General features: G+C 59.3%; 25 protein-coding genes. 17 read left to right on the top strand and 8 right to left on the bottom strand.

Annotated features, from left to right (window positions below; all coding sequences use genetic code 11):
* Positions 1 to 122: 122 nt before the first annotated feature.
* Both HZ994_08785 and HZ994_08780 read left to right on the top strand, forming a co-directional pair.
* On the top strand, positions 123 to 1,154 hold the full coding sequence (locus HZ994_08785; GenBank protein QTN32420.1) for an MBL fold metallo-hydrolase: 1,032 nt from the start codon (positions 123 to 125) through the stop codon (positions 1,152 to 1,154).
* Between the two features lie 317 nt (positions 1,155 to 1,471).
* Positions 1,472 to 2,878 carry a sulfatase gene (locus HZ994_08780; GenBank protein ID QTN32419.1) on the top strand — a complete coding sequence of 469 codons (1,407 nt, stop codon included), beginning with the start codon at positions 1,472 to 1,474 and terminating at the stop codon, positions 2,876 to 2,878.
* A gap of 308 nt (positions 2,879 to 3,186) precedes the next feature.
* Here the strand turns inward: HZ994_08780 and HZ994_08775 are convergent, their stop codons facing one another.
* Positions 3,187 to 4,203, bottom strand: coding sequence for a phosphotransferase (locus HZ994_08775; protein QTN32418.1), 1,017 nt, complete (start codon positions 4,201 to 4,203; stop codon positions 3,187 to 3,189).
* Between the two features lie 59 nt (positions 4,204 to 4,262).
* Here HZ994_08775 and HZ994_08770 point away from each other — a divergent pair, with 59 nt between their 5' ends.
* Complete coding sequence (locus tag HZ994_08770) at positions 4,263 to 5,102, top strand: metallophosphoesterase (protein QTN32417.1); 840 nt, start codon at positions 4,263 to 4,265, stop codon at positions 5,100 to 5,102.
* 1,930 nt (positions 5,103 to 7,032) lie between these two features.
* Here the strand turns inward: HZ994_08770 and HZ994_08765 are convergent.
* Entirely contained in the window at positions 7,033 to 8,196 is a 1,164-nt protein-coding gene (locus HZ994_08765) for a cobalamin biosynthesis protein P47K (protein ID QTN32416.1), read from the bottom strand.
* A gap of 71 nt (positions 8,197 to 8,267) precedes the next feature.
* On the opposite strand from HZ994_08765, the gene HZ994_08760 reads away from it, so the two are divergent.
* From HZ994_08760 to HZ994_08750, 3 genes are all read left to right on the top strand, one after another.
* A complete protein-coding gene (locus HZ994_08760) occupies positions 8,268 to 8,627 on the top strand; it encodes a twin-arginine translocation signal domain-containing protein (protein QTN32415.1) in 360 nt (119 codons plus the stop codon).
* A 19-nt stretch (positions 8,628 to 8,646) separates the two neighbouring features.
* Positions 8,647 to 10,200, top strand: a complete 1,554-nt coding sequence (locus HZ994_08755) for a hypothetical protein (GenBank protein ID QTN32414.1) — start codon at positions 8,647 to 8,649, stop codon at positions 10,198 to 10,200.
* A 740-nt stretch (positions 10,201 to 10,940) separates the two neighbouring features.
* Entirely contained in the window at positions 10,941 to 12,179 is a 1,239-nt protein-coding gene (locus HZ994_08750; GenBank protein QTN32413.1) for a class I SAM-dependent methyltransferase, read from the top strand.
* Positions 12,180 to 12,216: 37 nt separating this feature from the next.
* Here the strand turns inward: HZ994_08750 and HZ994_08745 are convergent, their stop codons facing one another.
* Both HZ994_08745 and HZ994_08740 read right to left on the bottom strand, forming a co-directional pair.
* Positions 12,217 to 13,284 carry a hypothetical protein gene (locus tag HZ994_08745; GenBank protein QTN32412.1) on the bottom strand — a complete coding sequence of 356 codons (1,068 nt, stop codon included), beginning with the start codon at positions 13,282 to 13,284 and terminating at the stop codon, positions 12,217 to 12,219.
* A gap of 16 nt (positions 13,285 to 13,300) precedes the next feature.
* Positions 13,301 to 13,555 carry an RNA-binding protein gene (locus HZ994_08740; protein ID QTN32411.1) on the bottom strand — a complete coding sequence of 85 codons (255 nt, stop codon included), beginning with the start codon at positions 13,553 to 13,555 and terminating at the stop codon, positions 13,301 to 13,303.
* A gap of 31 nt (positions 13,556 to 13,586) precedes the next feature.
* Between HZ994_08740 and HZ994_08735 the strand changes: the two genes are divergently transcribed.
* On the top strand, positions 13,587 to 14,615 hold the full coding sequence (locus HZ994_08735; protein ID QTN32410.1) for a tRNA-dihydrouridine synthase family protein: 1,029 nt from the start codon (positions 13,587 to 13,589) through the stop codon (positions 14,613 to 14,615).
* A gap of 102 nt (positions 14,616 to 14,717) precedes the next feature.
* Here HZ994_08735 and HZ994_08730 read toward each other — a convergent pair whose 3' ends face one another.
* The gene (locus tag HZ994_08730; GenBank protein QTN32409.1) at positions 14,718 to 14,993 is read right to left on the bottom strand and encodes an HU family DNA-binding protein; all 276 of its coding nucleotides are present in this window, start codon (positions 14,991 to 14,993) and stop codon (positions 14,718 to 14,720) included.
* 390 nt (positions 14,994 to 15,383) lie between these two features.
* Here HZ994_08730 and atpB point away from each other — a divergent pair, with 390 nt between their 5' ends.
* The 8 genes from atpB (at position 15,384) to atpC (ending at position 22,256) form a co-directional block, all read left to right on the top strand.
* A complete protein-coding gene (gene atpB, locus HZ994_08725) occupies positions 15,384 to 16,283 on the top strand; it encodes a F0F1 ATP synthase subunit A (GenBank protein QTN32408.1) in 900 nt (299 codons plus the stop codon).
* A gap of 78 nt (positions 16,284 to 16,361) precedes the next feature.
* Positions 16,362 to 16,589, top strand: a complete 228-nt coding sequence (locus HZ994_08720) for an ATPase (GenBank protein ID QTN32407.1) — start codon at positions 16,362 to 16,364, stop codon at positions 16,587 to 16,589.
* 75 nt (positions 16,590 to 16,664) lie between these two features.
* On the top strand, positions 16,665 to 17,225 hold the full coding sequence (locus tag HZ994_08715; protein QTN32406.1) for an ATP synthase F0 subunit B: 561 nt from the start codon (positions 16,665 to 16,667) through the stop codon (positions 17,223 to 17,225).
* Positions 17,226 to 17,251: 26 nt separating this feature from the next.
* The gene (locus HZ994_08710; GenBank protein ID QTN32405.1) at positions 17,252 to 17,644 is read left to right on the top strand and encodes a F0F1 ATP synthase subunit delta; all 393 of its coding nucleotides are present in this window, start codon (positions 17,252 to 17,254) and stop codon (positions 17,642 to 17,644) included.
* A gap of 71 nt (positions 17,645 to 17,715) precedes the next feature.
* Positions 17,716 to 19,257 carry a F0F1 ATP synthase subunit alpha gene (locus HZ994_08705; GenBank protein QTN32404.1) on the top strand — a complete coding sequence of 514 codons (1,542 nt, stop codon included), beginning with the start codon at positions 17,716 to 17,718 and terminating at the stop codon, positions 19,255 to 19,257.
* 93 nt (positions 19,258 to 19,350) lie between these two features.
* Positions 19,351 to 20,211, top strand: a complete 861-nt coding sequence (gene atpG, locus HZ994_08700; GenBank protein ID QTN32403.1) for an ATP synthase F1 subunit gamma — start codon at positions 19,351 to 19,353, stop codon at positions 20,209 to 20,211.
* A 119-nt stretch (positions 20,212 to 20,330) separates the two neighbouring features.
* Positions 20,331 to 21,797: a F0F1 ATP synthase subunit beta gene (locus HZ994_08695; protein QTN32402.1), complete on the top strand. Its 1,467-nt coding sequence runs from the start codon at positions 20,331 to 20,333 to the stop codon at positions 21,795 to 21,797.
* A gap of 45 nt (positions 21,798 to 21,842) precedes the next feature.
* A complete protein-coding gene (gene atpC, locus HZ994_08690) occupies positions 21,843 to 22,256 on the top strand; it encodes an ATP synthase F1 subunit epsilon (protein QTN32401.1) in 414 nt (137 codons plus the stop codon).
* 76 nt (positions 22,257 to 22,332) lie between these two features.
* Here atpC and HZ994_08685 read toward each other — a convergent pair whose 3' ends face one another.
* Entirely contained in the window at positions 22,333 to 22,845 is a 513-nt protein-coding gene (locus tag HZ994_08685) for a DUF2062 domain-containing protein (protein ID QTN32400.1), read from the bottom strand.
* Between the two features lie 214 nt (positions 22,846 to 23,059).
* Between HZ994_08685 and HZ994_08680 the strand changes: the two genes are divergently transcribed.
* Entirely contained in the window at positions 23,060 to 23,332 is a 273-nt protein-coding gene (locus HZ994_08680; GenBank protein QTN32399.1) for a type II toxin-antitoxin system RelE/ParE family toxin, read from the top strand.
* The gene (locus HZ994_08675) at positions 23,329 to 23,691 is read left to right on the top strand and encodes a helix-turn-helix domain-containing protein (protein ID QTN32398.1); all 363 of its coding nucleotides are present in this window, start codon (positions 23,329 to 23,331) and stop codon (positions 23,689 to 23,691) included. The genes HZ994_08680 and HZ994_08675 overlap by 4 nt, the downstream gene beginning before the upstream one ends.
* 73 nt (positions 23,692 to 23,764) lie before the next feature.
* Here HZ994_08675 and HZ994_08670 read toward each other — a convergent pair whose 3' ends face one another.
* Together HZ994_08670 and HZ994_08665 are read right to left on the bottom strand one after the other, a co-directional pair.
* A complete protein-coding gene (locus tag HZ994_08670) occupies positions 23,765 to 24,697 on the bottom strand; it encodes a class I SAM-dependent methyltransferase (GenBank protein ID QTN34352.1) in 933 nt (310 codons plus the stop codon).
* Between the two features lie 194 nt (positions 24,698 to 24,891).
* Positions 24,892 to 25,608, bottom strand: a complete 717-nt coding sequence (locus tag HZ994_08665; GenBank protein QTN32397.1) for a PEP-CTERM sorting domain-containing protein — start codon at positions 25,606 to 25,608, stop codon at positions 24,892 to 24,894.
* Between the last annotated feature and the right edge of the window lie 377 nt (positions 25,609 to 25,985).

Here is a 25,985-nt window from a genome sequence, read left to right as displayed (position 1 = left end):
CCTTCCAATGAAACAACGAAGCGCCAGACCTCCCCGACGGATCGCGAGCCAGAACGCGACACAAGGCTCAGCAAAGTTTCCCTCCAGCGAAACTTCATCCCACCACCCACCGTTCTATTTCCATGGAAAACACCCCCACGGAACCTTCCCGCCGCGAATTCATCGGCGGCCTTGGCGCGGCCTTCGCCACGCTCGGCCTGGCGGCCCCCCTCGCCGCCAAGCAGGCCGCAACGGATGGAGCGGGCAACGCGATCCCTGAAAAGACGATCTCCAACCCCTACATCTACAAGTTCTTCATCGGAAAATTCGAGGCATGGTCGATCAGCGACGGCTACGGGACTTTCACCAAGGGCGTAACCAACAAGATGTGGCCACCGGATGATAGGCCGGATATGTCCAAAGCTCTCGCCGCCCTCGGGGAACGCCCGGATGACATGACGCTCTATGTGAACATCCTGCTCCTGCGGAAGGACAAGGAGATCATCCTCGTGGACGCCGGCTTCGGCCCCCACCAGAAAACTACCTGGGGCTGGCTTGCCGACGCGATGGATTCCATCGGCATCGCCTTCGCGGATGTCACCCACGCGCTGCTAAGCCACTCGCACATCGACCACATCGGCGGCCTCGCGAGCGGCGGCGAAATCCTTTTCCCCAACGCCGCGGTCCACGTGCTCCGCGAGGAGCTCGACTTCTGGCGCGCCAAGGAACCGGATTTCTCGAAATCCCACCGCACCGACGACATCCCCGCGATGATCAGAAATGTCCGCAACTCCTTCGACACCCTCCAGCCCAACCTCGTGATCCACAAGGACGGCGACCGGATCCTCGACGGCGCGATCACGATCCTCTCCGCCCCGGGCCACACCGACGGCCACGCGATCTTCCGCATCAGCTCCGAAGGCGAGTCCCTCCTCCACATCTCCGATCTCGCCCACAACCACGTGCTCATGTTCGAGAACCCCGGCTGGTTCATCGACTTCGACCACAACCCGGAAGCCGCCATCGCGACGCGGAAAAAAGTCTTCGCCGAAATCGCAACCACCCGCGAGCGCACCTACGGCTTCCACCTCCCCTGGCCCGGCCTCGGCGTCGTCATCCCCAACGGCCGCAAGGGCTACCAATGGGTGGCCGAGTCGCATCGGTGGGATTTCTGAGAAAAGCCCCACTTTGTTTTCTATCGGCGGGTTATCGAATACGAACATATGCCGTCTGTCTCCAAGACAGGCGGCAGGAATGCCATGACACAACCGCCACCGATCACGTCCGGACTCTGATGCCCGACGTCTCCTGAGAGCCGGCAAAGATTCGCAAGAAAACCGCTCCCAAAAACGATCTTGGCAAGGCGACCCGGAGGGCTACGCTGCCGGGCAAAGATCTCCGCTCCGAAATCTCCTTGTCCCCCATATCCCGGCCCGACTCGGATGCTGTTTCAGGAGCCACCGGCGAAAGCAAATTCCTCGCAGTCAGTCCATTGAAACCGATACTCCTGCTCCTCCTCGCCCTCCTGCCGCTCTGCGCGGCGGCCAAGCCGAATTTCATCATCATCTTCACCGACGACCAGGGTTTCAACGACCTCGGCTCCTTCGGCTCGGAGGCGATCCGGACCCCGCACCTCGACCGGATGGCGAAGGAAGGGCGCCGGCTGACGAACTTCATGGTTCCCAGCCCGGTCTGCACCCCTTCCCGCGCCGGACTCCTGACCGGTTGTTACCCGAAGCGCATCAACATGCACCAGGGAGTCATCTTCCCCACAAGCCAACGGGGGCTCAACCCGGAGGAGCGCACCATCGCCGACCACCTGAAGGCCGCCGGCTACGCCACCGCCTGCATCGGCAAGTGGCACCTCGGTCATTACCCGGAGGTGCTCCCCCGCGCCCAGGGCTTCGACAGTTATTACGGGATCCCCTACTCGAACGACATGAACCACACCGCCTACGAGGGCAAGACGCGGGTGCCGAGCGACGAATCGTGGATCAACCAGGATCGCGAGACGAAGGCCTGGAAGACGCCCCTCGTCAGCAACGAGGAGATCATCGAGCTCCCGGTCAATCAGCGCACCATAACCCGCCGCTACACCGACAAGGCGATCGAGTTCGTCACCGCCAACAAGGAACGGCCGTTCTTCCTCTACCTGCCGCACAGCATGCCCCACATCCCGCTTTTCGTCCCCGAGGACGCCTACGACCCCGACCCGCGGAACGCCTACAAGTGCGTCATCGAACACATCGACGCCGAGGTGGGCCGCCTCATGGATGCGGTGCGCCGGGAAGGCCTCGCCGACAACACCTGGGTGATCTTCACCAGCGACAACGGCCCTTGGCTCCAGTTCAAGAATCACGGCGGCTCGGCCAAACCGCTCCGCGCCGGCAAGGGGACCAACTTCGAGGGCGGCCAACGGGTCCCCGCCATCATCTGGGCCCCGGGGCGCGTCCCCGCCGGCAGCAGCAGCGACGAACTGGCCTCCACCATCGACCTTCTCCCCACCATCGCCGCCCTCGCCGGGGAGTCCCTCCCCACCGACCACATCATTGACGGCATGGACATCTCCGCAGAGCTCACCGGCGACGGGCCGTCCCCGCGTGACGAGTTTCTCTACTACTCCAGCCGGGGCCTGCTGACCGGCATCCGCAAGGGGCCGTGGAAACTCCTCATCCTGCCCGAAGGCCAGAAGAGCTATTTCGAAAAGACCGTCGGAACCTTCCTCTTCAAGCTCGATGAGGATCTCGGGGAGCAGAACAACCTCGCCGAAAGGCTTCCCGACAAGGTCGCCGAACTCACCGCTCTCATGAAAAAGCGCGACGCGGATCTCACCGCCGCTTCCCGGCCGGCGTGGACGACGAAGGCCCCACATCCGTGGCCGGACAGCTTGAGCAATTAGGGAACCACTTCCCCCCGCCTCCGGGCCGGGCGTCGGCTCTCCAAGCAGCCTGCATCCGATGTGTTATGTGTTACGCGTGAGGTGCCTCATCGCCAGCCGGAAAAGGTCTGCGCCGAAATCGCGTAGACCCGCGAGCGTAGGGAGCCGTAATTCGAGGCGGCAGCGTTTCGCAGGGTTCCCGGTGCGGTTCCATTCAACCGCTTCTGCCATGATCGGAAAATTCGGGATGCAGGGTTCACCCCGGCGCACCAGCGTCGGTGATGGAGGCCTGACTTAGGTCTGGGATACGCTGGAAAACGTGATGCGGTTCACATCGATTTCAGCAGCGCAAGCTGGTTGCGTGCTCGGACGAGGTTGTGGTCGGGGAATTTCACGCGGAAATACTTGTCGCCGAGGAGGTGGTCGGTGAGGAAGCGGGTGGCGAGCTCCAGGGTGATGACCTTGGGAGAGAGGGGCAGCAGGGCTTTTTCCCGGGGTGTGAGGAAATCGCCGGCGGTGGAGAGATAGCCTTCGGTGAGGGCGTCGCGCAGCTGGTTGATGATGAAGACCTTTTCGAGATCCGGCTCGTCCTCGGCGGCGCTGGATGCGGCGGAGCGGACCATGTCGCCGTAATCGAAGAGGGACAGGCCGGGCATGACCGTATCGAGGTCGATGACGATGGGGGGGAGGGCGGGATCTGTTGGGAAGAGGATGTTGGAGATTTTCGTGTCGTTGTGGGTGATGCGGACGGGCAGGCCTGCGCCGGTGAGGGCGGTGGTGAGGCTTTCCTTGGAGAGGATGAAATCGACCTCTGCCTGCGCTCCGGCGAGGCGGCCTACGGGATCGGATTTCACGGCGGCGAGGAGTTTCGCGAAGTAGGTGGGGGTGTGGTGGAAATTCGGGATGGTCTCATGGAGGGTGGAGGGATCGAGATCCGAGAGGCGGGACTGGAAGCGGCCGAAGGCGGCGGCGGCGCGGAAGGCGAGCTCCGGCGAGTCGATCTTGTCGTAGGATTCCGTTTCCTCGTGGTAGGGGTAGCAGCGCCAGATGGTATTGTTGGGCAGGCGCAGCCAGCTGCGGCCTTCGTGGATGGGGATGAGCTGGATCTGCTCGGTGCCGGGATCCCGTGAGCCGATGTGGAGGGTGACGTGGAAGATGTTTTCCATGACCCTCTCCGGCTCCGGGAAGACGGCGGAGTTGATGGACTGGAGGATGAAACGGACATCCTTTTTGCCGCTCCGGCAGGTGATGGCGTAGGTGGTGTTGATGAGGCCGGTGGTGATTTCCTCATGTGCGACGACGGGGCCCGGCAGGATGAAGCGGGCGGCGATTTGCTGGAGTTCCATGGTTAGGGTAGAAATGAAGGGTTGAGCGGGGCGAGGGGCGAGGCTAGGCATTTACGGGCATGAAGGGAAAACTTTTTACGCGGCGGCGTATGCTGAGGCTGGCCGTGTATGGCGGAGGTGCGGCGACGCTGGGCCATACAGCCTTGGTGGAGCCTTTCTGGCTGGAGCTGGTGGAGCGGAATCTACCGGTCAGGGATCTCCCCGCAGGACTGAAGGGCAAGACTCTCGTCCAGATCAGCGATATCCACTGCGGCGGCCTTGTGTCCGAAAATTATCTGATAGAGAGTTTCAAAAGGGTTGCCGCCCTGAGGCCGGATATCGTTGTGTACACAGGGGATTTCGTGTCAGTGGATGCGGAGACGGAGGGCAGCATGGCGCGGGTTTTCCCGCATTTGCCGAAGGGCGAGATCGGGACGGTCGCCAGCCTGGGGAACCATGATTACGGTGTCAGCTTCCTGGAGGAGGAGTGGGCGCAGAAAATCATCCGTGCACTCGGAGAGCGCGGCATCCCGGTTTTGCGCAACGAAACGCTCGATATCAGCGGCCTCCAGATCATGGGGCTGGACGATTCGTGGGCGGAGCGGATCGATTTGGAAAAAGGGCTCGCCTCGCTGGATCCCGGGCGCGCCTCGCTGGTCCTGAGCCACAATCCGGATACGGTCGATCAGGGCGATTGGCAATCATACCAAGGCTGGATCCTCTCCGGCCACACCCACGGCGGCCAGTGCAAGCCGCCCTTCCTTGCCCCACCGGTTCTCCCCGTGGCGAACAAACTTTACACCGCCGGGCATTTCAGCCTCAAGGGCGGGCGTGACCTCTACATAAACCGTGCCCTCGGCTACCTCCATCAGGTGCGCTTCAACGTCCGCCCGGAAGTGACCGTTTTCGAGCTGGTCTAGGATGCGCTGCGCTCGGCGAAAATTAGGGTGTCGATCCGGATTGCGCCTTTTACGTCCGATGCAGCCCCCACCTTCCGATGTCCGACCCTTGTGGAATTTTCTCGCAAAAAAGCAGCCGCTTTCCGCGATCTGTGCGACGACGCGGGGCGGCACACGTTGGAACTCCCCGGGATGCGCGCCCCCATCCTTCCAGTCCGTCCAAGTGATAGGGCGGTTTGCCACAGCCTGCAGCGGTGCCTTGCCGGATGCCGCTAGAACCGTGGCAAAATAGGCTTCGTCCGGTGCAAAGACCCTATCGAATGAAGAAGTCCAATCCTTTGTTGTAACGAGCAGCGCATCCTCCCGGCTCAGGCACATCCATTGCTCCTGGAAGTGGGCGAGTTCCTTGCGGATACCGGGCAGGTTCTCCAGGCGCTGCGCCTTGAGAATGTTTGTCCTCCTCACTTCCCCCCAAGGTTTGACCTTCATCCGCGAGCGGGCGCCGAGCCGGAGGCTGGAACTCAGCGCGGCGAAAGGCCGCACCGGTACGCAACTTTCGGAAACCAGCACGAAATGGGTGACCTCCTTGTCTCCGAGCGCGGCCATGAGCAGTTCACGTGTCGCCATGACGAGTGAAAGCGTTCCCCATTGCGTCTCCACCTTGTTGCGGATCTGGCGGCTCGCCAGAAGCGAGTGATCGGACAGACGGCTGATGTCTTGGGTGTGGGCGTGGATGACCGCGTGACCATTCGCCTTTTCAAAATATTCCTCCCACACCTGGGGATGATGGACATCACCCTGCGTCAGGAATAGGAACGCCACCTTCGGCATCGGCCCCGGCTCTTCCGGCGTCTGACTATCGGATGCCGCGACTGGTGCCGGGAAATCTTGGGCCGTTTGAGGCGCGACCCAAGCGTCAGGCGCATCCTCAGCCATCCCGCAGCACCCCTCCGCCGGGAAATAGACCAGTTCGCTGTTCGGGTTTCCCCAGGTGACGTATTCCACATCCAGCGAAAGCAACTGCGACTTCGTGAAGGTCGGAACGAAAGTCAGCATCCCGTGCTGGGCAAGCCGCGGATAGGCGGCGACGGTCATGAAGAACTCGTCGAACCCGTAAACCGGCCATTTGTGTGCTTGGAGTTCCAGCGGTCCGCAGCCGGGGAAGATCACCATGGGATCGACATTCCCGCACAACGCATGCCAGGTGAATGCGTCCAGCAGTTGCCGAGCATCCATCAGACCGCCTAGCACGCCGAACTGGCAGCCCATGAACGGCAGGTAACACACCTTCCTGTCCCTGCCCAGGTCTGAAGGGACGGGGACGCGCCATGCACCCAGGCCGGCTTCCCCCATTGTTCTTGAGCGCAACAGATCGGCCTCCAATTCGTTGAGCCGGTCCACGTCGATCACCGTCACCCGCTTGCCCTCCTCGCTGAAAGGCAGGAAACGCCACAGGCCGCCGGGCGCGAAATGGATCGAGGAGCTTTTCATCACATGCACCTCACTTCCCGCGGCAGCCAATTCGTCGGCAAGGAACTCCATGTCCTTGGCGAGATACACGCGGAATGCAACACCGGGAAACCTCACTGATAGCTCTGGAACCAACTCGAGGAGCGGCTTCACATAATGATCCCAGGGATTGAAACGTGTCGGCAAACCCATTTCCTGCGCGTTCCGGAGAATCTCCCGCGTCGGAGCGGGCAGTTCGGGATCGCCCTCGCGCACGTTTTTCCAGAATAGCGACATGCTCAAGATGTCCTGCTTTGCCGGCTGTGCATTGAGCACACGCTCCGTGCCATACCAGTCTTCCAATTGCGCCCTATCCTCCGGAGTCGCGAATGCTTCGAAATCATCCACCATCTCTTCGGTGAAAACGGGAAATGCGTCGGTCCAGCCCATATTTTGTTTCTTGTCTTTTCGATCGGATATTTGAGTCCAGTAGGAGGGAGCATCACGCCAACGGCGGTGCCAACGCAGCAATCCGGTGGGTGGGTACCGGTTTCGCTGGTTGGAACGCGGCACGGTTCAGGAACCCGACCGATACGAGATCCTGATTGCGGAAGGCGGAATCGACGATTGACTCCAGCATTTCCGCATCTCCCTCGGCGCGCAGGTTCACCAGCAGGCGACCTTCTTCCTCCGTTGGTGTCATGAGTGCATCCTCATGGAGGAGCGGGTTCTCGCCGCTCATCACCTGGTGCAGACGCCAGCGGCGGCTCCCTGTCTCCACGCTCATCTTGAAGTGCCCCACCTCGTTGCCCTGCCGGGCGAGTTCCTCCGAAATTTTCCCTCCCGTTTCCATGAGCCAAGCTCCCCAATCGAAGCCGTCCTCCGCAGCACCGATCACGCGGCAGCGTGCCTCGGAGTTGACCCAGCCCAGCATGGCCTCGCCACGTGCATAGCGTTCGTAGTCCACCTCCATTACATCCTTCGGCGCACTCCGGGCGCCGATCAGCGCCGCGAACCACTCTTCCAATCCCACGCCCGATTTGCCCGAAACGAGGAACACCCGTTTCCCCGGATATGCCCCAGCCAGCCGCGACTCCAGATCCTGGAGATCCTCTCCCTCCAGAAGATCCGTTTTGTTCACCACCAGCCACTCAGCCTCCTCGATCTGCTTCCGGTACACATAGCCCACGTCCCGGTGGAAATCCCTCGCATTGCGCCGCCCGCCCAAAGTCGCAAGCGCACGCCGGGCGTCCAAGACCACGGAGTAAGGGGAAAGCGTGAAAGGAACCTGGTAAACCGCCTCCAGCGGCAGGATGACTGTCGCGACCAGATCGGTGCAGCTGCCCACCGGCTCCGCCACAATCACATCGGGGCGGCTTTCCCTGTCCATGCGCTCCACCGCACCCACCAGATCATCGAGGCGACAGCAAAAACACCCCCCGGTGATTTCCTCCACTCCGCCCGGTGAGCTTACCCGCCTGGCGGAATCCGTATCCATCAAACCCTTACCCTGATCGTTCGTGACCAGCCCCACCTGCAGGCCGCTCCGCTCCAGCCAGCGGCTGAGATGACCGATCAAGGTCGTTTTTCCCGCTCCCAGGAAGCCACCGATCAGCACCATCCGGCGGTCTTCGCTCCCTGCCTCCGTAAAAATAAATTCACTCATCACGAAATAAAACTTGCCTCCCCCCCCCCACACTTCTGTCAATGGTTATTTCTAACCTTTTCCAAAAAACTATGAACGACATTCAGACGTCCAGCAACCTCACACGCCGATCCTTCATCAAGCGCAGCGTCGTCGCCGCCGTTGCCGTATCCAGTATGACCATTTTCTCGGGGCTGGTGCGGGCCAGTAACTATAACCCGCCACCCCCACCTAAGCCCTGCGTCGTCAAAACCAAAGATATATTAATTGGTGATGTATACGCTTGGACTCTTTGTTGGTATGCGAATGCGAAAGCATCATGTGCAAACAATTCAGAAATTTGTGGAAAATCCATCACGCCGGATCCTGATACCGGAATTGCGCAGGATCAATTCGTGGTGTGCTCGTTACATAAAAGTGAATTAACCGCTCAGATGTGCGACACCAGATAATGAATAATCTAATAGTATTATGAAAAAGCGCATCGATCTTAATTTCATAAAAAATTGGTGCCGTAATCTATCTATGGCGTCAAAGTCAGAATCTTTCACTGTTGAAGGGTGGATGAGTTCCTTTCATTTCACTACGATTGCAAAGCTGATGGGGATTTTGCTCTTCGTAGGATGCCAGGAAGACACCCGGCAAGATAAGAATGACAGATCGGCGCGAAAGCCCACCCCTGAATTGTCGCGTCGCACACAAGTCCCGGAATCCCGGGAGGTAAGAGGTAAGCCGATCCCAAAAAATCTTAATGGTTTCTCCGACATAAAACGGATGATCGAAGATATGGGCAACCAAAATACTGCGGAAAAGTGGAATGCCGCAGTCGGGTTCCAAGGTTCGCAACACGAAAGAGCCTACTTGCTAAAAATAGTTTTATCGCAAATGTGCGCAACGGATGGGGCAGAGGCTGCGATGGGTCTTGTTACAGCATCATTTGGCCCAGGGGACTTCCGCGACATCTTATTGATGGATGTTTTTTCGTCCAAGACCACTTCAATTGGCGATTTGCTGGCACTCAGAAGCAAACTCACTGAGACGTCGGAACTAGCATCTGCCAGTGCTGGAATATCGTGCGCAATTGCAAGAATGGACGATTTGAAGGATTTGAATTGCATTATGAAGGTATTGGATGCAGATTCGCTTCCTATTTTACTCAATGGTTTGGGTATGCGCATACAGGCTTTGGTAACTAAGGGGGAAGATGTAAGCGGGGAGTTGGATGGCGCTTTGCAGATAGCAAAAGCTTGTGATTCGGCTCTTGGGGGCGAGGGGCATATGGTTTCGGATTTGCTCCTTAAGGTCGCGGAGGACGCTCCGTTTGAGGTTTGGGCTATCCTGAACTCCGACGAGAGCAAAACAGAAGACTCAAGAATGTTAGTAGATGTGGCGGGATTGATGGCGAAAGTTGACCCAGCTCGGGCGATGTCAATTGTTATTGATAGCAGGAAACCTGAGGGAATCGAGAGGGTATTTGTGCGGTGGTTGCAGTTTGATCCGAAGGCTGCAGAATTGTGGTATCAAATCCATCTGAAGGAGTTTTCCCAGCCGACAAAGGACGAACTCGTTAGTGGATTTGCCAAGGTTTCAATCCGAACGAAAAATTTGGAAGATGCCCGGAAGTGGGCGGAATCGATTGTTGATGCGTCAGCAAGGAAGCAGATAGAGGGCGAAATATGGACTGCCGAGCGGGATACTCTGCGCAAGGAGGCGAGCACGGATCCGGCGGGCACGGTACAGGCCATCGTTTCCGGGGAATCAAATTACGCCGATTACTGGCTCGAGGAGGCGATGGTGACCTGGGTTTCGAAGGATTTCAACAAGGCGCAAGAGTGGTATCAGGAGAATTGGAAATCCCTGCCAGCCGAGAAGTCGCAATATGTGGCTGCGGCATTCGCCACCCAAGCCATGGGACAAGGTGATACGGCGACCGCCCGCCAGTGGGCATCCTACATCCGGAATACGAAGACCAAGCAACGCATCGAGGCCGCCATTGCCAAAGCGGAGAGGCAGAATGGGAACTGAAGATGGGGGATGGATCGGCAAACGGGCGAAGCGCCGGAGACCCGGCGCACTGCGATGGCAACCGGGACATGCCGCCCTCGCCAGCGAACAGGGAAGTATTTGTTGATGTTGAACTGGGCTTCGGCATCGCCGCTGCTCCTAAGGTGGGGACGCTGAGCATCGTTGGGTTCCTCTTCCACCTCAGGCATGGCCGTGAACCGAAGGCCGGCGAAGCCACGCACAAGTGGAGTGGCGCAGCGGGTCTGCGGATGACTTGCAAGGCTGCCTTCGATAGGGGTTTGCCAGTGATTGCTGTGCATCGGGATCCATACGAGCGGATACGTTCCTGTTACCAGCACCGCGTGCTCCGGGAGCGCGAGGCACCGGCACGGTCTTTCCGCGACTTCTGCGAACGGCTCGCGGATTACCGCAGGGCGCCGGCCATTGCATGGCATACGGATCCGCAGTCACTTTGGCTGGGTAGCCGGGAGGAGTGCTTTGCTGCCTGCCTCGGGCTGGGCGATCTACATATCATGCCAGCGGTTCTGCGCCATCTCACCGGCAGGAATTATCCGGAAATGCCCTGGGAACACCGGATGGCAGCAAAGCCACCCTGGGAGGACGGCCTGAGGGAACTGCTTGCCCCGTGGGTGGCAAGGGATCTCGCTGCGGGTTGGACAGGGACAACTTCGCCTGCACTGCGTGGAATGGCAGCGGAAAGCCCGAGACCAGCTCCGCGACTTCAAAATCACCCACTCACGATGACGACATCCGAACCGCAGAAAATCCCTCTCGGCAAGTATCGCGATTACAAGAAATGGGGCTGGTACCGGTTGCTTCCCGGGGTCTGGCTGCGCTGGGTGGCCAGTCCTCATCCCGTCCGGGCACTGGAGATCGGCGCTTTCGATGGTGTCAGTGCGAATGTGATGCTGGACTCAATTTTCACCCACCCGGATTCCACGGTGGATACCATCGATCCTTATTTGGCAGATCCGACGACCCCACAGGTCGGTCCGCACACGCGGGCGCTATTCGAGGAAAACACGCGCCGCGGCTGCCATGGGGGGCGGGTGCGGCTGCATGTGGGCAAGTCGCTCGAAGTTCTCACAAGAATGCTCGCAGATGGTGCGGTGGAAAGTTTCGATGTGGTGTTCATCGATGGCAGTCACCGCGGAGCGGATGTTCTGACGGATGCGGTTCTGTCCTGGCCGCTTCTGAGGCCCGGTGGGATTCTGATTTTCGACGATTACGACTGGGGAGGAAGTATTTCGCCACACCGCCGACCGAAGGAAGCCATTCAGGCTTTCGAAGCCGCATTCGTAGAGTCGCTGGTGCCCCTGTATCGCGGCACCCAAAAGATTTATCGGAAAGTCGGTGTGCCGGGAGGGCTGCGCAATGAAAGGGGAGAAGCGTTAAGCCAGACTTGCGCGATCATCGGCACCTATGACTCCGGCTCCTCGCTCTTGTCATCGATCATGGAATGTTTCGGGTACAATATCGCCAGGCCAACCCGAGAGGATTTCTTCGAATCCGCTTCGCTGCGGGACATCCTTGTGCGTGCCATTGATGAACCGGGGACGGCGCTGCGTATTACGCCCGACCAACTTGTGTCAGAGCTCGCCGAGTGGCACTCGCGGATCAGAACGGAAGCGCCGGCGCTGTGCGTCAAACACCCCTTGCTCGGACTGTGCCTGCCTGAAACAGGAAGGGCATGGGGCAAGGATACGGTTTTCATCCATGCGAAAAGGCCGTTGGAAAAGTCCATCCGTGGCTTGGAGCGGCGCGGGTGGTTCCCGGAGCCGGAAAGGATGCAGCGAGTCATCCATAAGTGCATCGACGATTGGATCGGGAGGGGAAATCCCTGCCTGTCGGCTGATTATGAAGAATTGCTGGCCGCCCCCGAGATCGCGATTCCAAAACTGGCGAGAGACCTGGGAATCAATGTGCCGGGTTCGGTCATTGACCGGGCTGTCGCAATGGTTGAACGCCGTGGTGTTTAGGATTCCCCCGGCGATCACTTACGTCTTTCACCCTCGCCTAGGTGTAGTCTCGCTCCGCAAAAATCAGCGTGCCGGTGCCTGTCTGCAAGGTTGTCACGACCACGGCATCAATCGTTTCGCCTATCCTATCCGCAGCCTGGTTGACGACGATCATCGACCCATCCGGCAGGTAGCCGACACCCTGGTGATCCTCCTTGCCCGGCCTGACGAGAGCCACCCGCAGCCTGTCCCCAACCCCGACCGATGGGCGCAGCGCCTGGTCGAGGTCATTGAGGTTGAGCACGGCGATGCCCTGCAGGCGCGCGATCTTGGTCAGGTTTTCCTCAAGGGTGAGCAGGCGTGCCCCGAAAAACTTGGCGGTGCTGATGAGGCGGGCGTGGTGCGTCTGCGACTCGTCGGTGATCCTGCCCTCATGGAGGGAGACCTGAATTTCCGGGGCGGCCTGCATTTTCTCAAGGTTTTCCAGCCCCCGCTGCGCCCGCTGGCGTATGCCGTTGGACCCCTCGTTGGCGAGTGTCTGGATCTCCTCGAGGACGAACTGTGCGACGATGAGCCGCCCGCTGATGAAGCCGGAAGACAGCAGCCCGAGGATGCGCCCGTCCATCACCGCCTCTGCGTCGAGCACGATGGGCTGTCCGGAGCTGGCGTCCTGGCGGAAACGGACGTAGGGGATGATGAAGGCGAAATCATCCCGGTTGCTGCGCAGTGCCAGCACCATGCCGAGGAAGCCGAGGCTGGCGAAAAGCGTCACATCCAGCGCCAGCCGCAGGGAGTTGACGAGGGTTTCCCCGTCCTGCGTGCTTTCGACGCGGTCGCGGAAGGCGAGCTCCAGCAGCCCGGAGATCTGCACCCGTGTCAGCAGCCATGCGCAGAAAAGCCCGACTCCGAGTCCGAAGGTGGCGGTGGAAAAGCCGCGCAGGGTGAATCCCTCCATGAGCCTCTCGATGCCGATGAAGCAAAAGCCGATGGCCAGCCCGATGAGCAGACCCAGGGTCACTGACATCTCAAAGGGCGTGCCCTTGGTGCTTAGGGCGATGGCGACACCGGCCGCTTGGCAGACCAGCAAATAGACAAGCCTGGCGATGTTGACGGAAGAGCGGTTCATGGGTGTGGCGGGATGCTCACTCCTGCTCGTCCGCCGTCAGCTTGATATCCGTCAGCGCCGCGATGAAATCCCCGAGGATTTCCGCTGGCACCATGATGGTGTCCCTGTTTCCGCCGACATCCTCGGTGATTTTCACCACCATCCCCCGTGAGTTCTGCTTGAGATCGAGGAAGAATGTCTTCCTGTCCGAGAGAATTTTTTCCGTATGCAAAAGGTCGCTATCCACTTTAATCCCAGTAAGTTGTTCGCTGCCAGCATTGGTTGGGGGCATTGATTGTCAAACCAATTCCTGATTCCGGCACATGCGCGACCTCATACCAGAAAAACGCCCCGCGCTTGTACTTGCGCCGATGCAGGACGTCACGGACTTGCCCTTCATGCGGGTACTCGGGCGGCGCAGCCTGCCGGATTGGTTCGTCACCGAGTATTTTCGCATTCACCCGGACTCGCGGCTCAACCGATACATTCTCCGCTCGATTTCCGAAAATGAAACCGGCCGCCCCATCTTCGCGCAGATGATAGGCCGCGATATCCCGAACCTCGTCCGCTCCGCCCGCGAGCTTTCCCGGTATCCCATCGCCGGGATCGATCTGAATCTCGGCTGCCCCGCACCCGTCGTCTGCCGCAAGGATGCGGGCGGCGGCCTGCTCAGATCACCGGAAACGATCCACGAAATCCTCGGCGCCCTCCGCGATGCCGTCCCCGGGCGCCTCACCGTGAAGACTCGGCTCGGCTACCACGAGCCCGATGAGTTCCCGGGGTTGCTGGAGGTTTTCAAACGCCATGCCATCGACGGGCTCACCATCCATGGCCGCACCGTCGCTGACCGCTACGCCACCCCGGTGAAGCCGGAATGCGTCCGGCTCGCCGTGGAGACGATGCCCTGCCCTGTCATCGCCAATGGGAATGTGGTCGATACGCAAACCGCCCTCGCCCTCCACCGCAAAACCGGAGCGGCCGGCCTGATGGTGGGGCGCGGCGCGATCCGGAACCCATGGCTCTACGGGCAGATCTCCGCTGCGTTTGCCGGGCAGCCCATCGCCAGGCCCAGTCACCGGGATCTGCACGGATACATCATGGAGCTTTCCGAAGAGCTCGCCCGCGAGCATCCGGATTTCGATCCCCTGCTCCACGTCCAGCGCATGAAAAAGACCATGGTTTACATCTGCGAGGGCATTTCCGGGGATTTCAGCCACGCCATCCGCCGCATGAAAACACCTGCGGAATTTTCCTCGCTATGCGGCGCACACCTCGGCAGCGACGATCCGCTGCCAACCATGCCCCCGCAGGAATCGCGGGTCTTCTGCGGCTTCCGGGAGTTGCTCCGCTGAGGCGCGTCCCGCCGCCATGTGAAAAAGAAAACCCCGTCCGGCATGCGGGCGGGGTTTTCGGGTTTGTTGATGATCATTTTCCGGCGGTTGCCCGCCGGTGTATCACAGGCTTCCCTTCAGCACGGAGGATGCCTTGAAACCGACCGACTTCGAGGCGGCGATTTTGAGGGCTGCTCCGGTTTTCGGGTTGCGTCCCATGCGGGCTGCGCGCTTCTTCACTTCGAAAGTTCCGAATCCGATGATCTGGACTTTCGAGTCCTTCTTCACGCCTTTGGCGATGGAGGAGAGGACTGCGTCGAGGGCTTCTTCAGCGGAACGCTTGGTGGCGTCTGCTCCGAGGGCTTTTTGGATGGCTTCTACAAGGTCTGCTTTGTTCATGGCAGGAGTCGTTTTGATGAGGCGGCACCCCCTTTGCAAGAGAAAAGCCGATGTTTCTGTGAGGTTTTTTTTCACCACGCCGCTTGACTTTGCGGGGCATTCCCGCTTGTACGGCCGGCACTACCCGCAGCCCATCATGCCGATCTAACAGATTCGGAGGGCGTGGCCGCCTCCCCTCCGCCCACCGGTGGAAACCGCCCGGGACGGCAGAAGAGCGGCACCGGTCGGAAAATAAGTGAATTCCCGCAAGATCCACAATCCCTGTAAAATCGGACATTTTAGAAGAAAAACGCAGACCTTGTGAAATTTTTCACAAATATCTCTTGCGGTGGATAGGGGGGATCGGTATCACCCGGCGCTCATTCCCAACGGACTCCCCATCACTTTCCAATGACCCGTTTCACCGCAATGATCTCTATCTGGCTGCTCGGCCTCGCATCGGCGTTCGGCGCGGAAGGTGGGCATGACCATCTTCCCCTCCATGCCGAGGAGATTTTCAAAGTGGGGCCGCTGGTCGTCACCAATTCCATGATCATGGTCTGGATCGTTGCCGCTTTCATTATCCTGATCGCGCAGCTTGCGACCAAGAACATGAAACTCATCCCGGCAGGCTTCCAGAACACCGTCGAGTGGCTTGTGGAAAGCCTCTACAATTTCCTTGAGGGAATCCTCGGCCCGGCCCTCGTGAAGAAGACCTTCTGGTTCTTCGGCTCCATCTTTATCCTCATCCTCTTCGTCAACTGGTTCGGGCTCATCCCCGGTGTCGGCACCGTGGGATTCAAGCTCACCGGCAGCGGTGTGGAATCCCACGATGTGTTCCGCCCGTTCCTGCGCGGTGGAAACGCGGATCTGAACATGACCATCGCCATGTCAGTCACCTTCGCCCTGCTCTGGTTCTACTGGGCCATCCGTGAAAACAACCTCAAAGGCTTCCTCGCACACATCTTCGCTCCGAAAGGGAAATTCGTCGGCTTCATCCTCGTCCCGATGATCCTGGTCTTCGGATTCGTGGGTGTGCTTGAAGTGATCTCCATCCTTTTCCGCCCCGTGGCCCTTTCCTTCCGCCTTTATGGAAACGTCTATGCCGGAGAGAGCATTCTGGAAAACGTGATGCTCCTTTTTGGAACAGGCCACATCGGAGAGTGGTTCGGTTGGATTCCGGTCATCCCGTTCTATTTCCTGGAGCTCCTCGTCGGCCTCATCCAGGCGCTTGTTTTCATGCTGCTCACCTCCGTTTTCCTCAAGCTCATCTGCGACCATGGCGAGGACCATGACGAGCATCCGCACTAAAAATTTCCAGACACTTTCCCAGTCTGACCATGGCAAAGACCGTGGGGGCTGGCAAACCAACACAAACCAAACTGAACCATGACATTTGAAATCCTCGCCCAAGCCGCCAGCAACTTCAACACCTGGCACTTCGCAGTCGCAGCAGCAGCCCTCGGCGCAGCCATCGGCATCGGCCTCCTCGGCTCGAAAGCCGCTGAAGCCACCGGCCGCAATCCCGGCGCATCCGGCCCGATCCTTACGCTCTCGATCATTCTTGCAGCGCTTATCGAAGGTATCGTGTTCTTCGCGATCTTCCTTGCCAAGTAACCAACCGCTTCCCGGACAGGGGTTTGCCAGCCAAGCCCCTGTCCTCCCTGTCCCCAATCATTCTTTTCCCCGACCATGCTCCCGATTTTCGATTTCCTAGCCGCCGCTGCTCCTGCCGCCGAATCAGAAGGCGTAGTCGGGGATATCACACGCAATTTCAAAGTCTACTGGCCGCAGCTCATCTCCCAGTTCATCAGCTTTGCGATCGTGATCTTCCTTCTGAAGAAATTCGCCTTCGGTCCAATCCAATCCATGCTTGAGCAGCGCCGCGAGCGCATCCTCGCCGGTGAGGAGAAGCTAAAGCGCATCGAGAAACAGCTCGCCGAGTCCGAAGCGACCACCGCCGCCGCGATCGCCAAGGCCAACGAAGACGCGATCCGCCTCATCACCGAGGCGAAAGAGGGCGCAGCCGCCTTCTCCGAGCAGAAATCGCAGGAGGCCATCGCCCATGCCCAGCAGATCCTCGCCAAGGCGGAGGCCGCAGGGAACGCCGACCGCGAGCGTATCTCCGCAGAACTCAAGCGCGAGTTCGGCCGCCTCGTCGCCGCCACCACCTCACAGGTCACCGGCAAGGTGCTCACCGCCGAAGACCAGCACCGCATCAACGAAGAGGCGCTCTCCAAGGTCGCCAACTGATCCACCCCCTTTTCCGTTCCACCACGATGAAAATCTCCAAAGTCGCAGCCGCCACCGCCCGCCGCCTTTATGGCCTGTGCCAGGTGAACGGACAGCTTGATGACAACAGGCTGCGCGACCTCGTCTCGAAACTCATCGCCTCCCAGCCACGCGACTACCGCGCAATCCTCGCCGCGATCCAGCGACTCGCCCGCCTCGAAATGGCACGCCGCGAGGTTCTCGTGGAAAGCGCAACCGTCCTCAGCGCCAACGACGGCCAGCGCATCGCCACCGACCTCGCCAAGCAATACGGCTCCAACCTAAACATCCAGTTCAAGACCAACCCCGACCTCCTCGGCGGACTCCGCATCAAGGTCGGTGACGACGTCCTCGACGGCTCCGTCGCAGGCCGCCTCGACCGCCTTTCGAAGGCATTCTGACCCGACCCGCCTCCCAACATTCTGATTTTCTTCCTGAAAACTGACAACTTCACACTAGCAACCTTCCAAAAATGAGCAGCATCCTCCAGGACATCGAAAAGCAAATCGCCGGCATCAGCTCGAGCGTTGAGAAAACCAACACCGGAACCGTCCGCAAGGTCGGTGACGGCGTCGCCATCGTCGAAGGCCTTTCCGACGTCATGCTCAACGAGATGATCGAATTCGACGGCGGGGTGACCGGAATGGCGCTCAACCTTGAGGAAAGCGAAGTCGGCGTCGTCCTTCTCGGCGACTACACCGCCATTTCCGAAGGCTCCGCCTGCCGCACCTCGGGCAAGCTGCTCTCCATTCCCGTCGGCGAAGCCCTCCTTGGCCGCGTTGTCAACGCCCTCGGCGCACCCATCGACGGCAAAGGCGAGATCGCCGCATCCGCCCAATATCCGATGGAGAAGATCGCCCCCGGCATCATCAAGCGGAAGTCCGTTTCCGTCCCCGTGCAGACAGGGATCATGGCCATCGATGCGATGGTGCCGATCGGCCGCGGCCAGCGCGAGCTGATCATCGGCGACCGCGCCACCGGCAAATCGACCATCGCGGTTGATACCATCATTTCCCAGGCGCTGCAGAACAAGGCCGCCGAGCAAGGCAAGCTGCAGAACCACAAGCCGATGTATTGCATCTACGTTGCCGTCGGCCAGAAGCTCTCCAACGTTGCCCGGATCCAGAAGACCTTGGAAGATTCCGGCGCGATGGAATACACAACCATCGTTTCCGCCTCCGCCTCGGACGCCGCCGCGATGCAGTTCCTCGCCCCATACGCAGGTTGCGCCATCGCGGAATACCTCATGGACAAGGGTCAGGATTGCCTCATCGTCTTCGATGATCTTTCCAAGCACGCCGTCGCTTATCGCCAGGTTTCCCTGATCCTCCGCCGCCCATCCGGCCGTGAAGCGTATCCCGGCGACGTTTTCTACCTCCACTCCCGCCTTCTCGAGCGTTCCGCGCGCCTCACCGATGCGGCAGGCGGCGGTTCCCTCACCGCGCTTCCCATCATCGAAACGCAGGCGGGCGACGTTTCCGCCTACATCCCGACCAACGTGATCTCCATCACCGACGGCCAGATCTACCTGGAAACCGACCTCTTCTACCAAGGTATCCGTCCCGCCATCTCGGTCGGCCTCTCCGTCTCCCGGGTCGGCTCCGCCGCCCAGACGAAGACGATCAAATCCGTCGCCGGAACCACCAAGCTCGACCTCGCGCAGTATCGCGAGCTCCAGGCCTTCGCCCAGTTCGGCTCCGACCTCGACGCCTCGACCAAGAAGAAACTCGAGCGCGGTGCCCGCATCGTCGAGCTCTTCAAGCAGAACCAATACTCCCCGCTCGCGATGGAGATGGAGGCCATCTACCTCTTCGCCATGCAGAACGGCTACTTCGACGACGTCGAGGTCAAGGACATAGGCCGCTGCCAGGACGCGATGGGCGAGTTCTTCAACACCCGCAAGGGCGAGCTGCTCGACAAGATCCGCAACGAGAAACCCGATCTCAAGAAGGACGCCGCAATGGTCGATGCCGTCAAGCAGGCGATCGATGACTTCAAGAAAAGCTGGAAATAGACATTGGAAATTCGAGATTGGAAATTAGGGAGCCAATTCCCGAGCCGAACACCCAATATCGAATCACAAATATCCAATATCCTTTAAAATAACATGGCCAACCTCCGAGACATCCGCCGCCGAATCAAATCGGTCAAGAACACCGCCCAGATCACCCGGGCGATGCAGCTCGTCGCGGCCGCGAAGATGAAGAAAGCCCAGGACCAGGCTCTCGCCGGCCGGGATTATTCCTCACAGCTCAACGCCGTCCTCAGCGACATCGCGGCGGGTGAAAGTGAAGATGCCACCCACCCGCTCCTTGAAGTGCGTGAGGGCGACCGCGAACTCGTCCTCGTCATCTCCACCGACAAGGGGCTTTGCGGCCCGCTCAATACGAACGTCGCCAAGAAGCTCCGCGCCACGACCTCCGAAACCGCCGACTACGTCACCGTCGGACGGAAACTCCGCATCATGCTGGAGAAGACCAAAAAGCACATCCTCGCGGATTTCCAGGTTCCCGATCCGGTTCCTTTCGCCGAAGCCCGCGCCATCGCCTCTTTCCTTTCCAAGCAGTTCCTCGAAGGGAAATACGACAAGGTCTCGATCACCTACAACCGCTTCGTGAACACCCTCACGCAGGTTCCCGAAACGATCACCCTCCTGCCCGTCCAGCCGCCTGCGGCCTCGGGAGACGAGGGTCTGATCGCAGGAAGTGCGGCCGACCACCTCTTCGAGCCTTCCCCCAAGGAGGTTCTCGCTTCCATCCTACCGCTTTACGTCAATTTCCAGGTCTATCAGGCGCTTCTCGAAGCGCGTGCCACAGAGCACTCCGCCCGCATGGTCGCCATGAAGGCCGCCACCGACAACGCCAAGAAATTCATCAAGGAACTCACCCTCGAATACAACAAGGTCCGCCAGGCCGCGATCACCGCCGAGCTCCTGGAGATCACCACCGCCATGAAAGCGATGGAGTAGAGTGCCAAGTGAGCAGTGATCAGTGATCAGTGCTCTGCCAATGAAACTTCCCAATTACCAATACACCCCGCCAAACGACCCACTGATCCCTGATCACTGTTAACTGACCACTTCTTCCCATGAGCAACCAAGGAACCATCGTCCAAATCATCGGCGCCGTCATCGACGCCGATTTCTCCAAAGCCAGCAAACTGCCGGAAATCTACAACGCCCTTGAGATCCAGTATGTTCTCAACGACGTGCAGACCAAGCTGGTGCTCGAAGTGCAGCAGCACCTTGGTGACGGCTGGGTGCGCGCGGTCGCCATGTCCACCACGGACGGCCTCAAGCGCGGTATGACCCTCGTTGACACAGGCAAGCCTATCGCAGTGCCAGTTGGAAAACAGGTTCTCGGCCGCATCTTTAACGTCACCGGCGACCTCGTGGACGAAAACATCCCCCTCGCGGATGCAAACCACCGTTCCCCGATCCATCGCCCCGCCCCCTCGCTCACCGACCAGTCCGCAGCTACGGAAGTCCTCGTGACCGGCATCAAGGTCATCGACCTCATCTGCCCGCTGCTCAAGGGTGGCAAGGGCGGCATGTTCGGCGGTGCCGGCGTCGGCAAGACCGTCGTCATCATGGAGCTCATCAACAACATCGCGAAAGCGCACGGTGGTTTCTCCGTCTTCGCCGGTGTGGGTGAGCGGACCCGTGAAGGAAACGACCTCTACTGGGAAATGATCGAGTCCGGCGTTATCGCCACCGAAAAGGACGAAAAGGGCCATCCGAAACTCGACGGCAGCGGCAACCCTGTCCTCGCCGCAGAAGGTTCGAAAGTTGCACTCTGCTATGGCCAGATGAACGAGCCTCCGGGCGCCCGTCTCCGCGTCGCGCTCTCCGCGCTCACCATGGCGGAATACTTCCGCGACGAGGAAGGCCAGGACGTTCTTCTCTTTGTCGACAACATCTTCCGTTTCTCGCAAGCGGGCTCCGAGGTTTCCGCGCTTCTCGGCCGGACACCTTCCGCCGTGGGTTACCAGCCGACCCTTTCCGAGGAAATGTCCGTCCTCCAGGAGCGGATCACCTCCACCAACAAGGGATCCATCACCTCCATCCAGGCGGTTTACGTCCCTGCGGACGACCTTACCGACCCGGCTCCTGCGAACACCTTCGCTCACCTTGATGCGACCGTGGTTCTTGAGCGTTCCCTCGCGGAACAGGCCCTCTTCCCGGCCGTTGACCCACTCGCATCCACTTCCAAGGCACTCGCTCCGGAAGTCGTCGGCGAAGAGCACTACAAGGTGGCCCGCGGAGTCCAGCTCGTGCTACAGCGCTACAAGGATCTCCAGGACATCATCGCGATCCTCGGCATGGACGAGCTTTCCGACGAGGACAAGATGACCGTCTTCCGCGCCCGGAAGATCCAGCGCTTCCTCACCCAGCCCTTCCACGTTGCGGAAATCTTCACCAACGTACCCGGCGCCCTCGTTTCCCTCGAAGACACCGTCAAAGGTTTCTCCGAGATCCTCGACGGCAAATGGGACGACGTCTCCGAAGGCAACTTCTACATGAAGGCCGGCATCGACACCGTCTCCCGCGACTAACGGGATTTCAGCCTTTCAGTTTTCAGCCTTTCAGCATTTACCTTCATGCCCCTCCACCTCGAAATCGTCACGCCTGAGAAAAAGATTTTCTCGGATACCGTCGAGAACGTCTATCTGCCCGGAGCGGATGGGGAGATGGGCATCCTGCCGAGCCACGCCGGACTCGTGACGGCCCTCCAGCCCGGCGAGCTGCGCTACCTTCGCGAAGGCCAGGTCATCACCATCGCCATCGGATCCGGATTTGCGGAAATCTCCCAGGACAAGGCCGTCGTCCTGACAGACATGGCCCTTGGCGAGAGCGAGATCGACGAGTCAGCGACCGAAGAGGCAATCAAGCGCGCCGAGGAGAAGCTGCTCAACATCGAGCACAGCATGGACGCCGAGGAGGTCGCCTACCTGCAGGGCATCATCGCCAAGCAGAGCGCCGCGCTGAGGTTCAAGCGCAAGCACATGCACTGAGAGCCGGGGGGGCGCTGATTTCACGGGGATCCATCCCAAGATGCGTCGTCCATATCCGGACGGTTTCCGGGTTCCCTCAATCCTTTGCAACAGGGGGCGGAGCTCCAACTGCCCCATTTTTCGAGGGTATCAGTTTTTTCAGGAGCGGGAGGGAGACGATGCGGATCAGCGGGATGAGGATGAGCGCGGCGATGGCCCATGCCTCGATGCCGTAGAGGGCGGCCATGCCGAAATCGCGGGCGAACCGGGCGGGGCTTTCCTTGAACTGGACGAGCATTTGCGGGATGGAAAACGGGATGGGCGGGACGCCATTCATGTACTGGCCGAGGCGGATGAAGACGAGGATGAGGGCGAGGTGGAGGGGGTAGGTCAGGGATTTGAAAAGGTGGAGGATTGCCTGGTTGAGCTTCAGGAAATAGCCGGCGATGAAACAGACGAGGGAGGTGCTGCCCATGATGGGGAAGATGCCGAGCGTGACGCCGAGGGCTATGGTCCAGGAGAGTTTCTCGGGGGTGACGCCGCGCGTGAGCTGGTCGCGGATGGGCGCGATGATCCAGCGATGGAGGCGGGATGGCGGAGTGTGCGGCATGGAAAATCTTCTGTATCATAGCGTGCTGGAAAAAATCTCAATCGAAAGATCCAACTCGCAGTGAAAGAAAGTGAGTCATGACTCCCCGCGCGAAGACGATGATCTGTTGCCGTCTAATAATACCCTTAATGCTCATTTATTCCTTGCTCTGGGAATTCGCCCGTGTAAGCTTCGGGACGTGATCTTCAGCGAGTCACCAGCGTTCACCAAAGCCGTGCTCCAGATTCTCCGCGAAGAGGACTATTTCGGGCTTCAGGATCTTCTGATCGACACGCCGGATGCCGGCGATGTCATTCCGGGTTCCAAGGGCTTGCGGAAAATCCGTGTGGCCAGCGGCGGCAAGGGCAAACGCGGTGGCTCGCGGGTGATCTACTACTGGTATGTCGATCCCGAAAAAATCCAGTTCTGCCGAATCTACGAGAAATCGAACCAAGCCGACCTATCCAAAGCCGAAATCCAGAAAATCCAAAACGAACTAGACCCATGAAAAAGCGTGAAATCGAAGTCCTCGAACGTGAAGCCCTCGCCATAGAGAGGGGTGAGATCGCGCCGGGACGCGTCTGGAAGGTAACCAAGCGCGCGGATGGCACCATCAAGCGGGAGGCGATCAAACCGGAAGCCCACCGGGTGGCGCAGGCACGCGCATGGAAAGCGAAGACCGAGGCGGCCAGGATCCGCAGGGAGATCAACGTCACCCAGGAAGGCTTCGCTCGCATGTTGGGCGTCTCCCTCGGCACCGTCCGCAAATGGGAGCGCGGAACCATCCAACCCAGCGGCGCGGCGCGAACCCTGCTCAAGATCGCGGCGAAGCATCCCGAGATCGTGCGGGAGGCTGTGGGAGCTTGATACACAACAAGGTGGCCAGCCTCCGGATGCCCGTTTGATTCATCACGACAGCCGAAGACAGCCGCTCATTGGCTTAGAGTCTCATATTGTTCGGGCGCGTGTAGACTGCCTGGACGACGGAGATGTTGCGGGTCGCGAAGCCGGCCTCGCAGTATTTCAGGTAGTAGTTCCAGGTGCGGATGAATGGGGTGTCGAAGCCGAGCTTTTTGATCTCCCCGAGCTTTGCGTTGAAAGTGTCATGCCAGGTGGAAAGGGTGCGGGCGTAGTCTGCTCCAAGGTCTTCCAGGTTGTTTAGGAAAAGGTTGCCGGTTTTGTTGATGACCTCGTTGACGCGGCCGACGGAGAGGAGGAGGGAGCCTGGGAAGATGACTTTTTGGATCCAATCGACGCCCTTGGTGAGGGATTTGTAGCGGATGTCGGGGACGGTGATGTACTGGACGGCTAGTAGTCCGTTCGGTGCCATGACCTCGTGGCATTTCGAGAAGAAGGATTCGTGGAACTTATGGCCGACTGCTTCGAGCATTTCGATGGAGGCGATCTTGTCGAAGGTGCCGGTGATGAGGCGGTAGTCCTGGATGCGGATCTCGACGAGGTCGGAGAGGCCTGCCTTTTCGACGCGGGCGCGTGCGTAGGCGGCCTGTGCCTCGGAGATGGTGACGGCGGTGACCTTGCAGCCGTATGTCGCGGCGGCATGGCAGGAGAATCCTCCCCAGCCGCAGCCGATTTCGAGGACGTGGTCGGTGGGTTTGAGTTGGAGCTTGCGGCAGAGGGCGTCGTATTTCTCGGTCTGGGCTTCGGCGAGGGTTGTGGTGTCCGGGGTGAATTTCGCAGACGAGTAGGTCATGGTCTCGTCGAGCCAGAGGGAGTAGAAATTACTACATTTTGTCTGTCCCTTTGTAATTGGCTGCTTTTGATTCGGGAGTACTGCTGGTGTTGAACTCTCAGAAACGCCGAGCGCCCATCCCATCTTTCTGCATGAAACAGTCCAGTGATACAAACACAGCATGGGATGGCCTTTCAATGTCCTGCGCAAAACGCGAACGGATATCAACACCAGCCGCCTACAGGCCACACAATTGGTGGTTGAAACGACAAGGAAATTGATGGCCTGAACATTCCTCCGAAAACCACCAAAACTGCCCCCGCCACAAGCCGACGGGTCGTGATCCCGTCACCCGACCATAGCCAATCAATCGACTTCTAGCGCCGTCGGTGGCCCAGCATCAAAGTCATCATCCCTCCCAGCACAAGCACCGCGCTCGAAGGCTCGGGAATCGCTTCGGCGAAGGTTGTGGCGATGATCAAGTTGTCCGTGTGGTCAAGGCTACCGCCTCCGAAAGAACCGAAGGAAATTTGGTTGAACGCGAAGCCACCCGTGCTCGTCGTGTCGATGGAACCGACGTTCACACCATTGTCGAACAGGGTTGCCGTATCCGCATCGCCGACACCGTAATCGACCTGGATCACGTAGCGTCGAATGCCCGCTTCGTTGACCACGTAGAGCGCGTCACCGCCCGCTGCGTTAGCCCTGAATTGTGTGCCGCCCAAGAAGCCATTATTGAACTCCAAGCGGAAGTTCGTGTCGTTGGCGTTGCCTAAATTGAATTCGATCGCGCTGTAGTGGGTGCCGAATTCGTGGTCGAAGCCGATGTAGATCGTCGTGCCGTCGGTGCCTTGCGTGTCGGTGAGATTCCTTCGCGTACGGTCACCGCTCACGCTGTCTGCCACGGCACCGTTTTCAACCGTGACACCCGAACCTGAATCCAATACCCAGCCGCCTGCCCATCCCGCGCCTGCGGATCCGTTGCCATGCAAAAAGCCGTCCGCATAGGTGAAGTCGTCTTGCGCGATGATGGCCGCGTTCACGTGACTTGCGATACAAGTTCCTGTTGTGATTAAAAGAATTTTTGTATTCATGAATGCTTTTGGTAGGAGGTTCAGCCCTATTCTGCATGAAACCATCAATTTGAGAATATGGTCGTTTGACTATATTTGGTGTTTCTGTATCGATTTTCGGCATAGTCTAGGTCAACAGTTCCTTGTAGGATGGGCATCCAGAAAAGATCCAGCAGTTGCCGAAGCGGGGGGGAAGCAACGAGTCAGTTGGTTTCGGCGACCGTTTGGAAGGCATACAGTTGTTTCAGTCTTGAAGGTAGGCTGATTAGGTCTAACGGACGGCGAAAGGAAAACAAAGGCATGGTTCCAAGACCCTCGCGGTGCCTTTGTCGGTCGCCGCGGTCGAGCATCGAATCCCTACCCAAAATTGGTAGAATGACTAAATCGACAGGGCAAAA

The organism is Akkermansiaceae bacterium, from assembly GCA_017798145.1.
Lineage (GTDB): Bacteria > Verrucomicrobiota > Verrucomicrobiia > Verrucomicrobiales > Akkermansiaceae > Luteolibacter.
The sequence above is the reverse complement of the archived record's forward strand: the minus strand, read 5'-3'. Positions and strand labels throughout refer to the sequence as shown.

Bases quoted from the DNA above. Each gene is read 5' to 3' on its own strand.
- atpC (QTN32401.1), top strand. From the start codon at position 21,843: ATGCCCCTCCACCTCGAAATCGTCACGCCTGAGAAAAAGATTTTCTCG.
- atpG (QTN32403.1), top strand. From the start codon at position 19,351: ATGGCCAACCTCCGAGACATCCGCCGCCGAATCAAATCGGTCAAGAAC.
- HZ994_08685 (QTN32400.1), bottom strand. From the start codon at position 22,845: ATGCCGCACACTCCGCCATCCCGCCTCCATCGCTGGATCATCGCGCCC.
- HZ994_08715 (QTN32406.1), top strand. From the start codon at position 16,665: ATGCTCCCGATTTTCGATTTCCTAGCCGCCGCTGCTCCTGCCGCCGAA.
- HZ994_08670 (QTN34352.1), bottom strand. From the start codon at position 24,697: ATGCTGTGTTTGTATCACTGGACTGTTTCATGCAGAAAGATGGGATGG.
- HZ994_08785 (QTN32420.1), top strand. From the start codon at position 123: ATGGAAAACACCCCCACGGAACCTTCCCGCCGCGAATTCATCGGCGGC.
- HZ994_08695 (QTN32402.1), top strand. From the start codon at position 20,331: ATGAGCAACCAAGGAACCATCGTCCAAATCATCGGCGCCGTCATCGAC.
- HZ994_08705 (QTN32404.1), top strand. From the start codon at position 17,716: ATGAGCAGCATCCTCCAGGACATCGAAAAGCAAATCGCCGGCATCAGC.
- HZ994_08730 (QTN32409.1), bottom strand. From the start codon at position 14,993: ATGAACAAAGCAGACCTTGTAGAAGCCATCCAAAAAGCCCTCGGAGCA.
- HZ994_08765 (QTN32416.1), bottom strand. From the start codon at position 8,196: ATGAGTGAATTTATTTTTACGGAGGCAGGGAGCGAAGACCGCCGGATG.
- atpB (QTN32408.1), top strand. From the start codon at position 15,384: ATGACCCGTTTCACCGCAATGATCTCTATCTGGCTGCTCGGCCTCGCA.
- HZ994_08745 (QTN32412.1), bottom strand. From the start codon at position 13,284: ATGAACCGCTCTTCCGTCAACATCGCCAGGCTTGTCTATTTGCTGGTC.
- HZ994_08710 (QTN32405.1), top strand. From the start codon at position 17,252: ATGAAAATCTCCAAAGTCGCAGCCGCCACCGCCCGCCGCCTTTATGGC.
- HZ994_08770 (QTN32417.1), top strand. From the start codon at position 4,263: ATGAAGGGAAAACTTTTTACGCGGCGGCGTATGCTGAGGCTGGCCGTG.
- HZ994_08720 (QTN32407.1), top strand. From the start codon at position 16,362: ATGACATTTGAAATCCTCGCCCAAGCCGCCAGCAACTTCAACACCTGG.
- HZ994_08740 (QTN32411.1), bottom strand. From the start codon at position 13,555: ATGCCCCCAACCAATGCTGGCAGCGAACAACTTACTGGGATTAAAGTG.
- HZ994_08735 (QTN32410.1), top strand. From the start codon at position 13,587: ATGCGCGACCTCATACCAGAAAAACGCCCCGCGCTTGTACTTGCGCCG.
- HZ994_08750 (QTN32413.1), top strand. From the start codon at position 10,941: ATGACGACATCCGAACCGCAGAAAATCCCTCTCGGCAAGTATCGCGAT.
- HZ994_08675 (QTN32398.1), top strand. From the start codon at position 23,329: ATGAAAAAGCGTGAAATCGAAGTCCTCGAACGTGAAGCCCTCGCCATA.
- HZ994_08755 (QTN32414.1), top strand. From the start codon at position 8,647: ATGAAAAAGCGCATCGATCTTAATTTCATAAAAAATTGGTGCCGTAAT.
- HZ994_08760 (QTN32415.1), top strand. From the start codon at position 8,268: ATGAACGACATTCAGACGTCCAGCAACCTCACACGCCGATCCTTCATC.
- HZ994_08775 (QTN32418.1), bottom strand. From the start codon at position 4,203: ATGGAACTCCAGCAAATCGCCGCCCGCTTCATCCTGCCGGGCCCCGTC.
- HZ994_08665 (QTN32397.1), bottom strand. From the start codon at position 25,608: ATGAATACAAAAATTCTTTTAATCACAACAGGAACTTGTATCGCAAGT.